Source organism: Streptomyces siamensis (genome assembly GCF_039543605.1).
In the GTDB taxonomy this organism is placed as follows: Bacteria; Actinomycetota; Actinomycetes; order Streptomycetales; family Streptomycetaceae; genus Streptomyces; species Streptomyces siamensis.
Window position 1 is genome coordinate 238,773 of record NZ_BAABKB010000021.1, and the last position, 13,563, is coordinate 252,335.

12 protein-coding genes and 1 pseudogene are annotated in these 13,563 nt (G+C 68.7%); 8 read left to right on the forward strand and 5 right to left on the reverse strand.

Annotated features, from left to right (window positions below; genetic code table 11):
• The first annotated feature begins 59 nt into the window (after nucleotides 1–59).
• Nucleotides 60–956 (forward strand): class I SAM-dependent methyltransferase, encoded by an 897-nt coding sequence (locus ABEB03_RS25540; protein ID WP_425589295.1) that lies wholly within the window; start codon nucleotides 60–62, stop codon nucleotides 954–956.
• 42 nt (nucleotides 957–998) lie between these two features.
• Here ABEB03_RS25540 and ABEB03_RS25545 read toward each other — a convergent pair whose 3' ends face one another.
• Together ABEB03_RS25545 and ABEB03_RS25550 are read right to left on the reverse strand one after the other, a co-directional pair.
• Entirely contained in the window at nucleotides 999–1,409 is a 411-nt protein-coding gene (locus tag ABEB03_RS25545; RefSeq protein WP_345653924.1) for a peptidoglycan-binding domain-containing protein, read from the reverse strand.
• A gap of 186 nt (nucleotides 1,410–1,595) precedes the next feature.
• Nucleotides 1,596–4,406 carry a Pls/PosA family non-ribosomal peptide synthetase gene (locus tag ABEB03_RS25550; RefSeq protein ID WP_425589296.1) on the reverse strand — a complete coding sequence of 937 codons (2,811 nt, stop codon included), beginning with the start codon at nucleotides 4,404–4,406 and terminating at the stop codon, nucleotides 1,596–1,598.
• A gap of 615 nt (nucleotides 4,407–5,021) precedes the next feature.
• Between ABEB03_RS25550 and ABEB03_RS25555 the strand changes: the two genes are divergently transcribed.
• From ABEB03_RS25555 to ABEB03_RS25570, 4 genes are all read left to right on the forward strand, one after another.
• Nucleotides 5,022–5,483, forward strand: coding sequence for a hypothetical protein (locus ABEB03_RS25555; protein ID WP_345653930.1), 462 nt, complete (start codon nucleotides 5,022–5,024; stop codon nucleotides 5,481–5,483).
• A 430-nt stretch (nucleotides 5,484–5,913) separates the two neighbouring features.
• Entirely contained in the window at nucleotides 5,914–6,462 is a 549-nt protein-coding gene (locus ABEB03_RS25560) for a DUF1062 domain-containing protein (RefSeq protein WP_345653933.1), read from the forward strand.
• Nucleotides 6,463–6,721: 259 nt separating this feature from the next.
• On the forward strand, nucleotides 6,722–7,384 hold the full coding sequence (locus tag ABEB03_RS25565; protein ID WP_345653936.1) for a tetratricopeptide repeat protein: 663 nt from the start codon (nucleotides 6,722–6,724) through the stop codon (nucleotides 7,382–7,384).
• Nucleotides 7,385–7,410: 26 nt separating this feature from the next.
• Nucleotides 7,411–7,737 (forward strand): hypothetical protein, encoded by a 327-nt coding sequence (locus ABEB03_RS25570; RefSeq protein ID WP_345653939.1) that lies wholly within the window; start codon nucleotides 7,411–7,413, stop codon nucleotides 7,735–7,737.
• 11 nt (nucleotides 7,738–7,748) lie between these two features.
• Here ABEB03_RS25570 and ilvD read toward each other — a convergent pair whose 3' ends face one another.
• Complete coding sequence (gene ilvD / locus ABEB03_RS25575; RefSeq protein WP_345653942.1) at nucleotides 7,749–9,446, reverse strand: dihydroxy-acid dehydratase; 1,698 nt, start codon at nucleotides 9,444–9,446, stop codon at nucleotides 7,749–7,751.
• 306 nt (nucleotides 9,447–9,752) lie between these two features.
• Here ilvD and ABEB03_RS25580 point away from each other — a divergent pair, with 306 nt between their 5' ends.
• From ABEB03_RS25580 to ABEB03_RS25590, 3 genes are all read left to right on the forward strand, one after another.
• Nucleotides 9,753–10,355 carry a TetR/AcrR family transcriptional regulator gene (locus ABEB03_RS25580; protein WP_345653945.1) on the forward strand — a complete coding sequence of 201 codons (603 nt, stop codon included), beginning with the start codon at nucleotides 9,753–9,755 and terminating at the stop codon, nucleotides 10,353–10,355.
• Entirely contained in the window at nucleotides 10,352–11,230 is an 879-nt protein-coding gene (locus ABEB03_RS25585) for an alpha/beta fold hydrolase (protein ID WP_345653948.1), read from the forward strand. Before ABEB03_RS25580 ends, ABEB03_RS25585 begins: the two co-directional genes overlap by 4 nt.
• Nucleotides 11,231–11,301: 71 nt before the next feature.
• The gene (locus ABEB03_RS25590) at nucleotides 11,302–12,129 is read left to right on the forward strand and encodes a class II aldolase/adducin family protein (RefSeq protein WP_345653951.1); all 828 of its coding nucleotides are present in this window, start codon (nucleotides 11,302–11,304) and stop codon (nucleotides 12,127–12,129) included.
• Here the strand turns inward: ABEB03_RS25590 and ABEB03_RS25595 are convergent.
• Nucleotides 12,109–12,540, reverse strand: a pseudogene (locus ABEB03_RS25595) (MFS transporter); the annotation flags it as partial. The gene ABEB03_RS25590 and the pseudogene ABEB03_RS25595 sit on opposite strands and share 21 nt — an antisense overlap.
• A gap of 86 nt (nucleotides 12,541–12,626) precedes the next feature.
• Entirely contained in the window at nucleotides 12,627–13,532 is a 906-nt protein-coding gene (locus ABEB03_RS25600) for an NmrA family NAD(P)-binding protein (RefSeq protein WP_345653954.1), read from the reverse strand.
• Between the last annotated feature and the right edge of the window lie 31 nt (nucleotides 13,533–13,563).

Genomic DNA, 13,563 nt, shown 5'->3' on the forward strand with positions numbered 1-13,563 from the left:
TGCTTGCGGAAGCGGGAAGCAACCGTGCCGAAGGCGTGGGCGGGTCCTAGCGTGACGACATGCCTCAGCCACACGCACACGTCCCCCACCACGGCACGCAGCACGCCCCTCACCACGGCTCGCAGCACGACCCTCGACACCGGCACGACGCCGAGGGCCAGGCGGACATGCTCGACCTGGACGCCGAAGTCCTCTCCGAGCACATCGCCGCCATCACCGACTGGCTGCCCCTTCAGACACCCCCCGGCCGGATAGTGGATCTGGGCTGCGGGACAGGAGCCGGCACCTTCGCCCTGCTCGACCGTTTCCCCACCGCACACGTCACCGCCGTCGACTCCTCGGCGGAACACCTTCAACGGCTGCGCGACAAGGCACGCGCCCTCGGTCTGGAGGAACACGTGCGCACGCTACGGGCCGACCTCGACGGCGCCGACTGGCCCGACCTCGGCACGCCGGACCTGGTGTGGGCCTCGGCCTCGATGCACCACATGGCTCACCCCGACCGCGCACTGCGCAAGGTCCACGACACCCTCGCGCCCGGCGGCCTCTTCACCGTCGTCGAACTCGCCGGCTTCCCGCGCTTCCTGCCCGCGAGCGCTCCGGAGGACCGGCCCGGCCTGGAAGAACGCTGCCACGCCGCGAGCGACCAGCAGCACGCCGAGCATGTGACCCACCGCGGTGCCGACTGGGGAGCGATGCTCGCCGCCGCCGGATTCGCGCTGGAAGCCGAGCGGACCCTCACTGTCAGCATCGACGGCTCCCACAACGAGGCGGTCGGCGCGTACGCCCTCGCCGGCCTGCGACGGATCCGCGGCAGCGTCGCCGAGGTCCTCGACGCCGAGGACCTCGCCGCACTCGACCGGTTGCTCGACACCGACAGTGCGCGGAGCATCCTGCGCCGCGACGACCTCGCGGTGCGCACCGAACGTGCCGTCTGGGCCGCCCGCCGCGACTGAACCCCGATCACCGCGGAGGTGCCGGCACTTCGGGACGGCGCATCAGTGCGAGGGTGTGTTGTGGCTGTCGATCGCGGCGGAGGGAACTTCTCCCTTGTAGGGGTCGTAACAGTCCAGGGCGGGACGGTAGAGCACATGCCAGGTGCGGCCCTCGATCACGCCGCTCGGCGGCAGGCCGTGGCAGCCCTGGATCCATTCGATCTTCTTCACCATGGCGGAGTCGAAGACCCCGTCGAGGGCCAGCTTCGGCGGCTCGCCACCCCACACATTGCTCAGGCATTGCGCCTGTTCCACGGCCGGACCGGTGTCTCCGTACGTGAGCGTGGGCCGATACGTCGACGGTGTGTACGAGCAGTCGGCGGGGGCGGCCACGGCACCATGCGGGAGGGCCAGCCCGAGTGCTGCGGCTGTGCACAGCGTCGTGCCCAGAGTGACCCAGCTGCTGCCTCTCATACCGCTCCTTCCGGTCCGGTCCGTCGTCGGGACGCACGGCACCCGAAAGCAGAGGGTATTTCCATTTTTGCGCAGCCTCGGCGAGGCTCGCGAGCGGTGCCGTCGCGACGGCACCGGCAAGGGGTGTCGCTGCGGTTGCGGCCTCGGGTCGGCGCAGGAGCCACCACGTCCTCGGGGGGCAAGGTCCTACCCCTTGCCCGCCGCAGCCGCTTCTCGCGCCGGATTTCCCTCCCACCGCGCCAGCGGCGGGACTTCCTCACCCTTCATCAGGAAGGTGTCGGCGTCGAGACGTGCCCGGTCGCCGATCGTGGTGCCGTAGTGGACCAAGGTGTTCACGCCCAGGGTCACGCCCGCACCGATCGAGACGTGATCGCACTTGAAGGCACCGTCCTCCTGGGAGTGGCACTGAACGACGGAGCCGGCGTTGAGGGTGCAGTCGTCCCCGATGCGGACGAGGATGCGTTCGGTGATGGTGCAGCCGTCGTCGAAGACCCGGTGGCCCATCCGCACACCGAGCAGTCGCCACACCAGGGGTTTGAACGGGGTGCCGTTGAACACGTGCATGTACTGGTGCGACGAGAGCTTCCAGAAGCGTTCGTGCCTCCAGAAGTCGGGGTCGTAGATCGAGCAGTACAGCGGCTTCACCGGCTGGACGCGTATCACCGTCCGCTCGACGAGCGTGAAGTAGACGATGGTGTACGCCCAGGTGAGCAGCGAGGCGAGCACGAACGACGCCACACCGATGCTGTGGTAGAGCTCGACCGCGCACATCGTGATCAGGGTGAGGACGAAGAAGTGGAACCAGCGCACCACCAGGTGCATGCTCGCGGTCAGCGTGTTGTGCCTGTTCTTGGCGGCGAGGCCACGGCGCAGCTCTTCACCCTGGGCCAGATGGTCGAAGCGGGAATCCCGCATCACCGAGCGGGGGATCTCGAAACTGGGGGACCCGAGCAGTCCCAGGCCTTCGCGCCGCGGCCCGTCGATGGGCACCATGACCTTCGTCGCCAGCAGGCAGTTCTCACCGGTCCGGCCGCGTGTGGGATAGACGATGCGGTTGCCGAGGAAGTTCCTCGGCCCGATGAAGGTGGGGGAGAGGCGGAAGGACGAGCTGGAGAAGTCGACGTTGATGATGGACAGCCCGTCGGCGATCATCGTGCCTCTGCCGACCGTGCTCAGGTGGGGGATGTCGTGCTTGACGAGCGAGCCGAAGTTCGACCCGGTCTGCTGGACCTGGCACAGGTCGTATCCGACGTGTCGCAGGTAGTGCACGATCGCCGAACTGTCACCGAACAGCGTGGTGAAGAACCTGACGTTCGTCAGCCGGGTGATCGCGCGCTGGAGGGTGTGGTGGAAACCGTAGAGCGGATAGGTTCTGCCGGGTTCGATCGCGAGGCTCAGCAATCGGGGGACCGTGCTCACCACCAGCAGGCCCACCACGATGCCGCCGAAGAAGGCCACCAGGGACGCGACGAATGCCTCGACGTAGAACGCGGGGTGGGTGAAGGCCAGCGGGCCCGGGTTGAACACCGCGTTCAGCTGGGGCACCGCCAGGAGCGCGACGCTCACACCGGCCAGCGTCAGGGGCAGATACACCAGCAGGATGGCGAGCAACTGGGACAGGCTGTAGAGCACCCTGCGGCGGGTGCCGCACGCGGTGGGCTCGACGGCCCGGAAGTCGGTCGTCGTCGGCTGCGCCGGCGTGCCGTGCCACGACTGACCGGCCGGGATCGACTGCCCGGAGTGCAGGGAGGAGGCGTGGCCCAGTTGGGAGTCGTCGCCCATTGACGTCCTGATGTCGATGACCGTCTGCTCGCTGACCGTCACATTCCTGCCGAGCGTGACGTGACCCGTCTCGATCCAGCCGTCGTCCGCCCGGTAGCAGGACAGCAGCGCGTCCTTGCGGATGACCGTGTCGTCACCGATGGACAGCAGATCGGTGCACACAGGCGCGGTACGGGTCAGTATCGTGACGCCCTTCCCGATGTGCGCGCCGAGCGCCCTGAGGTACAGGACATAGAGCGGTGTCCCGGTGAACAGACGCACCGGACTGGTGCGGATGAGGGACTTGACGCACCAGAAGCGGAAGTAGGCGGCGCTCCATATGGGGATCCGCTGCGGCGTGAAGCGGCCGACGAGCATCCACTTGGCGGCGATGGGCAGCGCGCAGACACCGAGGAAGAGCACCGCACTGCACAGGACCGCCCGCAGGTAGACGTCGACCGTGCCCACGCCTTCCACGGTCCACTCGTAGCCGATGACGGTGATCGTGGCGCCGAGGGAGGTGAACACCAGGAAGGCCAGGAGCTGCGCGGTCCCGCACAACGCGTGCTGCCGCGGGCGCGCCGGTGGTCGGGGTTCCTCCTCGGATGCGACTTTGGGCTCCGCCAGGGCGGGCGAGGAAGCCTCCGCCGTTGCCCGCGCGGCCGCCGGTGACCGGACGGTCGCCGCGGAGCCGGGGAACGCGGCGGCCAGGTCTCGGATCGTCGAGTGCCGGTAGATGTCCTTCATCGAGACGGTGGGCAGGTCGTCGCGTTTGCGTACGCGGGCGCAGAATTGGGCCATCACCATGGAGTCGGCGCCCAGTTCGCGGAAGAAGTCGCCGTCCACGGGTACGTGATCGGTGCCGAGGACCCCGGCGAGGATGTCCGCCAACCGGCCTTCGGTGTCGACGGTGGGCGCGTCCGTCGCGGACCCGGCCGTCCTGCCGGGGGCGGTGGGCGCCTGCGTCGGGTTGTTGTCCGTGAAGGCGGCGGCCAGGCCTCGTATCGAGGGGTGTTGGTAGATGTCCTTCATCGAGACGGTGGGCAGGTCGTCGCGTTTGCGTACGCGGGCGCAGAATTGGGCCATCACCATGGAGTCGGCGCCCAGTTCGCGGAAGAAGTCGCCGTCCACCGGTACCCGCTCGGTACCCAGGACCCCGGCCAGGACGTCGGCCAACCGCCCTTCGGTACCGGCCGCTGGATCACGTGTCTCCGCGGCTGGGGTTTCGGAGCGCATCTGCCCATCGCCTCCTGATCAGGTCGGTGTCCTGTGGGAGCTGAATACGGACGTTCCCGGACTCTGCACAGCGAGAGTTCGAGTGGTGACGGACCGCGTCCGGGAGCTGCCACGGGCGCTCGACCGGGACGGAGCCGTCTGATCGCTGGTCGGCCGGTCGGCGCGGGTGGCAGGCACGGGTCCCCTCCGCGGAGGTCCAGGGTGGCGTGTGCGAGAACCGGGCCGGCCCTCCACGTACGGGAAAGAAGGTCGTCCGAGGCCGGCGACTCGGACGACGTGGCCCCGAGCTGAGCCCTGTCCCATGATTCAAGATTGCGGAAAAGATCGCCGCTTCAACCACCCGCCAGGTGTCTGCAGCACCCCCGCCGACCGGCGGGGGTGCTGTGGCCATGTGGCTGGCCGATCGGACCCGGTTGCCGATACCGGACGTGGCCCTGGCCAGGTGATGGGGTACGTCGCCGGGCCGGGTTCGCGACACCTCTCGATCACAGGGCGGAATCGGATGGCCACACTCGAAAGGGGACCCGCCGATCTCCTGGTGGTCCCGACCGGGGAACCCTGGCGATTCCGCGCGGATACTGGAGCTCTGGGCAGTGCTGACGCGGGGGAGGGGCCGTGGCAGACGTCAGTTTCGGGATCTTCGTCATCGTCTTCATGGTTGCGGTGAGCGCGTTCTCCGTACGGGTGGCGTGGCTTCACTGGATCGACTCGGACCGGGCGCCCGATGTGGCCATGTACCGGTACTCGACGAACCCGTCGGTCATCGAAGGGCACGAACGCGGCATCGTCGCCCTCGCGGGCTGGCTGGTGTTCATGACGCTCGGCCTGGTCGCCGCCGGCGCCGCTGCCGCCGGCGCGGGCCCCGTGGTCGACGTGATCGGCACATGCTTCGCTCTGGGCTCGCTCCCGTTGCTGGCGCTGCACGCCACGATCGCCTGGTTCAACCGGCCGAAGATCCTCGTACCGCCTCACCGGCGCCGCGAGACGGGCTCGGTGACCGACTGGTTGCGACACCGCCGAGACGTCCGGGCCACGTCCGAAGAGTCCGCACGACGTGACGCCAAAGGCAACATCTGACCCCGGGACGCAGCGCGGAAACCGACGGGATAGCCAACTGCCTTGTATACAAGGGCAGTTGTAGGCCGGCCCCTTCGTCCTGTGTCGACGTGAGGACGACGGCCGACGCACCCGTCGCCTGATCTGGGGTTGCTCGAACCAGCACGTCCGGTGGACGTGGTCCGACCGCCCGTACGAACCACTGGAGCCGCGCCCGCATCCGGATCTGTGCGACGACTGACGACCAGCTCGGCCTTTTCCGTCGGCGCGGCAAAAACCAGTGGAGCAGGGCCGCTGTGCGCCACTACCGTGCTGCCCGACCACGTCGTCTGGTGAAGGGCCTGCCGTTGTACACCCTGTGAGACCTCTCAAGCGCTGATTCGTCGCGCGTCGCCGCTGTGCGCCGCGCTGCTTCTTGCTGCGGACTTCTCACTGAAACCGGTGTACTTCTGTGCTCAATAGCTGGGTGGTCATGCCCACCTGCCTGCCGCTCGTTCTCCGTCGTTGTCACGGCTGCGCGTCCGAGCGCTTCCGGGCCGACGGGAAATTTCGCGTCAACGCCCATCACAAGCTCATCGACGCCTGGCTCCTCGTGCTCTGTACGGCTTGCGGGGAAACGGCGAAGCTCACTGTCCTGGAGCGGATGACCGTGCGCTCCGTACGGCCCGAACTGCTGGACCGACTGCACGGGAACGACCCCGCCCTGGCGGCCGAGTTGCTCCAGGACCCGGTCGTGCGGCGCCGCAACCGCATCGCCCTCGACTGGGACGACGCCTGGCGCCTCGACACGGGCGGATCGGATCACCTGGACCGCGAGGTGATCGACGTCTCGGTCCGCTTCGCGGCGCCGATCCCCGTGCGGCCGGTGCGACTGATCGCCGAAGGCTGCGGTCTTTCGCGGGCCGAGGTCGAGAGACTGATCAAGGAAGGCAAACTCGTCTCGGCGGTCCGGCTGAGCGGCAGACTCTCCGGCGACTTCACCTTCACGCTCAAGCGCTGAACCCTCGTCGGGACCACGGGCCTGTCCGGCAGGATCCGCCGGACAGGCCCTGGGCGCCGTGCAGTGCGCTCGGGTCGTGACGTCCGGCGGATCGAGCGCCGGTCGGCCTTCATGACCGCTCGCCGCCGGCAACGCTCCCCGGACAAAACCGAGTCGGAGGGCGCCGCGCAGGAGAGCGTCGAGCCGGAAAACAGCGAGCTTCCGTGGGCGGTGCGGCATAGCCTCGGCACACGAGTCGTCCGACGGGGAGGGGTACCGCATGCGGGAACAGGACTGGATCGAACGTGCGCAAGAGGACTTCGAGGCTGCGATGTTCGGCGGGGACACGTCCGTGCTGGACCGGTCCGACGACGCTCTGGACGCGATCGAGGCACCGCTTTCCATGGCACGGGGAAAGATACTGCACGTCCGCTTCCTGAACGACCGCGAAGAGAACAGCCAGGAACTGACGCTGTTCGAGCGCGCGGCGGAGTTGTACCGGCGTCTCGCGAACGCGTCGGGGGAGGCGGACGCGTTGTTCTGGATCGGTTGCTGGCATCAAGTCGTCAAAGGTGACGGCGCGGCCGGCAGTCCGTACTTCGAGCGGTCGTACGCGCTGGCGAAATCCGTCGACGACCGGATGACGATGTCGTACGCGATACGCCATCTCGGCTTCGCCGACAAGGACGCGGGCCGGTTCGACCAGGCCCGTGACCGGTTGACCGAATCGGTCGCACTGCGCCGGGAGATCGGCTTCAAGCCCGGAGAGGCCGCCGGCCTGGTGGCGTTGGCCTACCTCTCGGCCGAGACCGGCGACCGATCGGCGGCGCTGCACCACCTCGACGAGGCCCAGTCGGTCGCCGAGGCGTGCGGCGCCAAGGCCGTGCTGGGGTGGATCGCCCAGGCCCACACGAACATCCGCGCAGAGCGGCCGACGCGCTGAGCGGTCTTCCGGCCGACCAGGCCGACATGGAACTCGACCACCCCCTCGTCCGCGACGTGTTCCCCGACCTCATCGCCGAGTTGATCACCCTCCTGGAAGGTGAAGGGGAAGGCGATCTGGCGATCTGCGCATGGGATCTTCGTCTGGTCGCCCTGTGCGACTGCGGCGATGACTTCTGCCAGAGCATCCGCACGGCGGTCCATCCGAAGGGGCAGCTGTACGGCGACGGCCATCGGTGCGTGCCGCTGCTGCCCTCAGAAGGCATGCTGATCCTGGACGTCGTGGACGGCAGGATCATGTACGTCGAGGTGCTGGATAGGGCGCCCATGCGCAATCGCCACGGTTCCCTCTGATCGAGAAGCACCTAGTGGCAGATGGCGCCACGGGCGGGGGAGCCGACGAGCCTGGCGTACTTGCCGAGGACACCGGTGGTGTAGCGCGGCGCCGGCGGTTGCCAGAGGCTGCGGCGTCGCTCCAGTTCCTCGTCGTCGACAAGGAGGTCGAGACGACGGGCGGGCATGTCGAGGCGGATGCGGTCGCCGTCGTGGACGAGTGCGATCGGTCCCGTGGCGGCGGCCTCCGGTGCCACGTGTCCCACGCACAGGCCCGTGGTGCCGCCGGAGAAGCGGCCGTCGGTCAGCAGGAGGACGTCCTTGCCGAGGCCGGCTCCCTTGATCGCGCCGGTGACGGCGAGCATCTCCCGCATACCTGGACCACCCTTGGGGCCCTCGTAGCGGATGACGACGACGTCACCGGGGCGCAGTTCTCCGGCGGTCAGCGCGTCCATCGCGCCTTGTTCGCCGTCGAAGACCCGGGCGGTGCCCTCGAAGGCGTGCGCGTCGAAACCGGCGCTCTTGACGACCGCTCCCTCGGGAGCAAGTGAGCCGTGCAGGATGGTGAGTCCGCCGGTCGCGTGCAGCGGATCGTCCAGCGGGTGAATGACCTTTCCGTCGGGGGCCGGTGGGGCGAGGGCCACCAGGTTCTGGGCGAGGGTGCTGCCGGTGACGGTCAGGCAGTCGCCGTGCAGCAAGCCGGCGTCGAGCAGGGCCTTCATGACGACCGGAATGCCGCCGATGCGGTCGAGGTCGGCCATCACGTACCGGCCGAAGGGCTTCATGTCCGCCACGAGCGGAGTGCGGTCGGCGATCCGGTTGAAGTCGTCGAGGGACAGATCGACACCTGCCTCGTGGGCGATGGCCAGGAGATGGAGCACGGCGTTGGTCGATCCGCCGAGCGCCATGAGCACGGTGACGGCGTTCTCGAAGGCCTCGCGCGTCAGGATCCGGCGTGTGGTGATGCCTGCGTCGATCAGTTTCACGACGGCCTGGCCCGAGGCGTGGGCCAGTTCGTCGCGGCGGGGATCAGGGGCGGGCGGCGACGCGCTGCCCGGAATCGACATCCCCAGGGCCTCGGCCGCGCTGGCCATGGTGTTGGCGGTGAACATCCCGCCGCAGGCTCCCTCGCCGGGGCACGCGTGCCGTTCGATCGCGTCGAGGTCCTCACGGCTGATCTTTCCGCGCGCGCAGGCACCGACTCCCTCGAAGGCGTCGATGATCGTCAGGTCCCGGCCTTGCCAGTGGCCGGGCAGGGTGGAGCCCGCGTAGACGAAGACGGCTGCGACGTCCAGGCGGGCGGCGGCCATGAGCATCCCCGGCAGCGACTTGTCGCACCCGGCCAGCAGCACCGCGCCGTCCAGTCGCTCGGCGAACATCACCGTCTCCACCGAATCCGCGATGACCTCCCTGCTGACCAGCGAGGCGCGCATACCTTCGTGCCCCATCGAGATCCCGTCCGAGACCGAGATGGTGCCGAACTCGAGCGGGAAGCCCGCGGCATCGCGCACGCCCGCCTTGGCCGCTCGGGCCAGACGCGCCAGGGACAGGTTGCAGGGTGTGATCTCGTTCCACGACGAGGCGATACCGATCTGCGGTTTGGTGAAGTCCTCGTCCGTCATGCCCACGGCACGCAGCATCGCCCGTGCGGCAGTCCGCTCGATGCCGTCGGTCACGTCTCTGCTGTGTGGCTTGCGGTCGATCGCCTGCTCGGGCACGACGGTCACCATCCTCCTCGGCGTCAGCTCCGCCGACAGCCTGCCGCAGGCCGGCCACGGCACGAAGCGCCGAGGCCAGTCAGTCGGACGAAATGCATCCGCATGGCTCTGACCGACCGCCGTCCCGGCAGCCGCGCCATGGCTTCGGCCTCGCTCCAGTGCTGCTGTTGTCGGGTGTGCTGGGCGCACGGACATCTGTCGAGGGTCTTGTGGCGCACCATCGCACTCGATAGGTTCCCCTATCGGATAGAGGTCTCTATCGGATAGGACTCTCTATCCGGCAGAGGCGATCGGCGTGACGAGAACAGGTTGGGACGCATGGCGAAGCGCGTGACCAAGAGACGGCTGGAGACGAACGAACGGCTGCTCGACGCGGCGGAACAGGCCTTCGCGGAGCACGGCTTCCACGGGGTGTCGATCTCGGAGCTCTGTGCGAGGGCCGGATACACGTCAGGCGCGTTCTACTCGAACTACGGCTCCAAGGACGAGCTCTTCCTCGCACTGTTCACGCGGCGCTCCGAGGCCGTCCTCAAGCAGCTCGGCGAGGCGATGGACCAGGCCGTCGTATCCGAGCACCCGGTCACCACGTTCATCGAGCTGGCGAGCGTCGTGGACGAGGAGACGCGCACCTGGTTCCTCATCTCCACCGAGTTCACCCTCTACGCCATCCGGAACCCCGAGGCGGCCGAAGCGCTCGCTCGCCACGACGCGGCGATGCGGGCGGAGATCAAGGAACTGGTCGCGCCACTCCTCGCGAGCGATCCGAACGGGGTGGACTCGACGGACCTCGACATGGTGCTGCGCTTCGTCGTCGCCGTCCGGGAGGGCGGACTGGCCCAGAGCCTGGTGGAACCGACCGCTCTCCCGCACGGCGCGCTGGAACGCCGCTTCCTCCCCGCACTGTTCGGAGGTCTCCGATGACGAGCGACATCGAGAAGTGGTGGACCGACGGCGATCTGGTACCGCTCACCGTCGCGGGAGTGCGGCGCGAGGTGTTCGTCCGCCGGATCGGCCGTGGCCCCGTGATGACCCTGCTCCATGGCTACCCGAGTTCGTCGTACGACTGGGCCCGGGTCGTGCCGTCACTCGCCGAGCACCACACGCTCCTCGTACCGGACTTCCTGGGCTTCGGCGCGAGCGAGAAGCCGTCGGGGCACGACTACTCGATCCACGAACAGGCCGACCTGGTGGCCGCGTTGTGGCGACGCGAGGCAGTGACCTCGACACGACTCGTGGCGCACGACTTCGGCACCACCGTCGCCCAGGAACTGCTCGCGCGCGTAGCCGACCGCTCGTCGACGACCGAGATCACCAGCCTCACCTTGCTCAACGGCGGCATCTATCCGGAGCTCCACCGCCCGGAGCCGGCCCAGTCGGCCCTGCTCGACCCCGAACTCGGCCCGCAGATCAGCGCGTCGCTCAATGCCGAGCTGATGGCAGCCGCCCTCGCGCCGACCTTCGCCGAGGGCTACGACTCCACCACCGACGTGGCGGACATATGGAGGAGCGTCAGCCGCGGCGACGGCCACCTCAACTCCCACCTGCTGATCCGCTACATCACCGACCGCATCACCCACCGTGACCGATGGGTGGACGCCATGGAGACCAGCGATCTGCCCAAGACGTTCATCTGGGGCCTGCGCGACCCCATTTCGGGTGCCCACATGGCAGAGCGGATCGCCGAACGGATGCCGGACGCGGCGCTCCACGCTCTGACGGACGTCGGACACTGGCCCCCGCTGGAAGCGCCACAACGCGTCGCGTCCCTGATCCTCGCCACGGGAGAGGGCGAGTAGGTCACGCAGGCGTCGACGCAGGCGCGCTCACGATCCCATCGCGACTCCGCACACCGAGAGGAACGAACCTCATGGCAACCGCCCAGCCCTACGCACCCGAGATCCTGGACCTGATCCGCGCCAATGTCGGCCCGATCCCCGACGACTTCGATCTCCCGCTCCCGCCCATGAACCTCTCGGTCGAGGAGGAGCGGGAGGTGCGCAAGCAGGAACTCGCCGCCGCCTTCCGGGTGTTCGGAAAGCTGGGATTCTCCGAGGGCGTCGCCGGTCACATCACGGCCCGCGACCCCGAATTCCCCGACACGTTCTGGGTGAACCCCTTCGGCATGAGCTTCAACCAGATCAAGGTCTCCGACCTGATCCGCGTCGACCACGAGGGCAACCTGCTGCACGGCAGGCGCCCGGTGAACCGCGCCGCGTTCTGCATTCATGCCGAGGTCCACAAGGCCCGCCCCGACGCCGTCGCGGCCGCACACGCGCACTCCCTCCACGGCAAGGCCTTCTCGGCGCTCGGAATACCGCTGGCGCCCCTCACGCAGGACGCCTGCGCCTTCCACGAGGACCAGGGCATCTACAGCGACTACCGCGGAGTCGTGAACGACTCCGAGGAAGGGCGTCGCATCGGCGAGGCGCTGGGCTCGGCGAAGGCCGTGATCCTGCAGAACCACGGCCTGTTGACCGTGGGACACTCGGTCGCCGCCGCGGCGTGGTGGTTCATCACCATGGAACGCTCGTGCCAGGCCCAGCTGCTGGCGATGGCGGCCGGCTCACCGATCGAGATCGACCACGACACCGCCGCGCTGGTCCGCAAGCAGATCGGCGGACCGCTCGCGGGCTGGTTCCAGTTCCGTCCGCTGTGGGACCAGATCACCGCCTCCTCACCCGACTTGTTCGACTGAGACCGCACCGCGGGCAGGCCCGCCACGGGCCTGCTCGGCGGCAAGTGCGGAGGCGGACAGAAGCGTCGCGGCGGCGAGGCTGCCCCAGAGGGCGGCCGAGCCGTGAGGCGCGAGAGTGGTGATGACCGTCGGGGAGACGGCGAGGCCGAAGCCCGTGGAGAGCTCGAAGCGGGCGAGGGTGCGTCCCAGGACGTGGGGCGGGGCGAGGGCGGTGACGAGCGCGGTGGCGCCGCCGGCGTAGATGATCTCGCCGACGGTGCAGAGCACGGACACCGCGGCGACGGCCGGGGCGGCCCAGCCGTGTCCCAGCGAGGTTGCCGTGAGGAAGCCCAGGTAGGACGCGGACAGCACCACTCCGGCGAGAGCCAGCACGGTCTGCCGTGCGAACCGGGACAGCAGGACGGCGCTGGGGTCCGACCTGCCGGCGGCCGTACTGCGCTGAGGGGCCTCCGTCTGCCGCACCGGGGACGACCGCGACCTTCGCGGCGGCGAGGCCGTCAGCCCAGGTAGAAGTCCTTGCGTGCCGCCACGAACTCTTCGATCGACTGGGCTGGGGCCCCGGTGAGGCGTTCGACGTCGTCGGACGCCCGGTCGTACCGGTTCTCGTGATGGAGGCGGCACATGGTGACGATGTGCTCCTCGACATGCGGCGGCAGTCCGATCGTGGAGAGGACCTCCTCGCGCCACCGGTCGAGAGGGACATCCACGTAGGACACCGGCCGGCCCAGTGCCTTCGAGAAGGCGTCGGCCATCTCCGTCATGTCGACCGTTCGTGGTCCGGTCAGTTCGTAGACGTGCCCCACGTGGGGGCCGGGGTCACTCAGCACAGTCGCGATCACCCTGGCGACGTCGTCCACGGCGATCGGCGAGGTGCGTCCGTTTCCGAAGGGCAGCTCGATGGTGCCGCTCCTCTGGATCGTCCGGGCTGTGAGCGTGGTGAACAGCGGGTTGTCCAGGAAAGCCGTGGGGCGGATGTGCACCACCGGCAGACCCGACCAGTTGAACACCTGCTCCGCCAGCCAGTGCAGCCGCTGCTGGCGGGACTCCGTGGTGCTGGTGGCGGTCATCTGCGACACGGTCATCTGTGACATGTCGACGAGGGCGTCCAGCTTGTCGGACTCCCGCGCGACACTCGCCACGACGGTCGCCGCGAGAAGATGGTCGGGTGACACCGGCATGGCGAAGTACATGCTCCGGGCGCCCTCCAAGGCGGCCGCGACGGTGTCCGGTCGTGTGAGGTCGCCGAGGACGACCTCCGCACCGAGCGCACGCAGCCGCGCGGCACGTTCGTCGTCCCGGCGGACCATGACCCGCACGGGCACGTCCTGCGAGCGCAGGCTCTCGACGACCTCTCGCCCCACGTCGCCCGCGCCGGTGATGAGGGCGAGGTGTCTGGCAGCCATGAGTCTGCCTCCTTCTCCGGTACCGGACTGC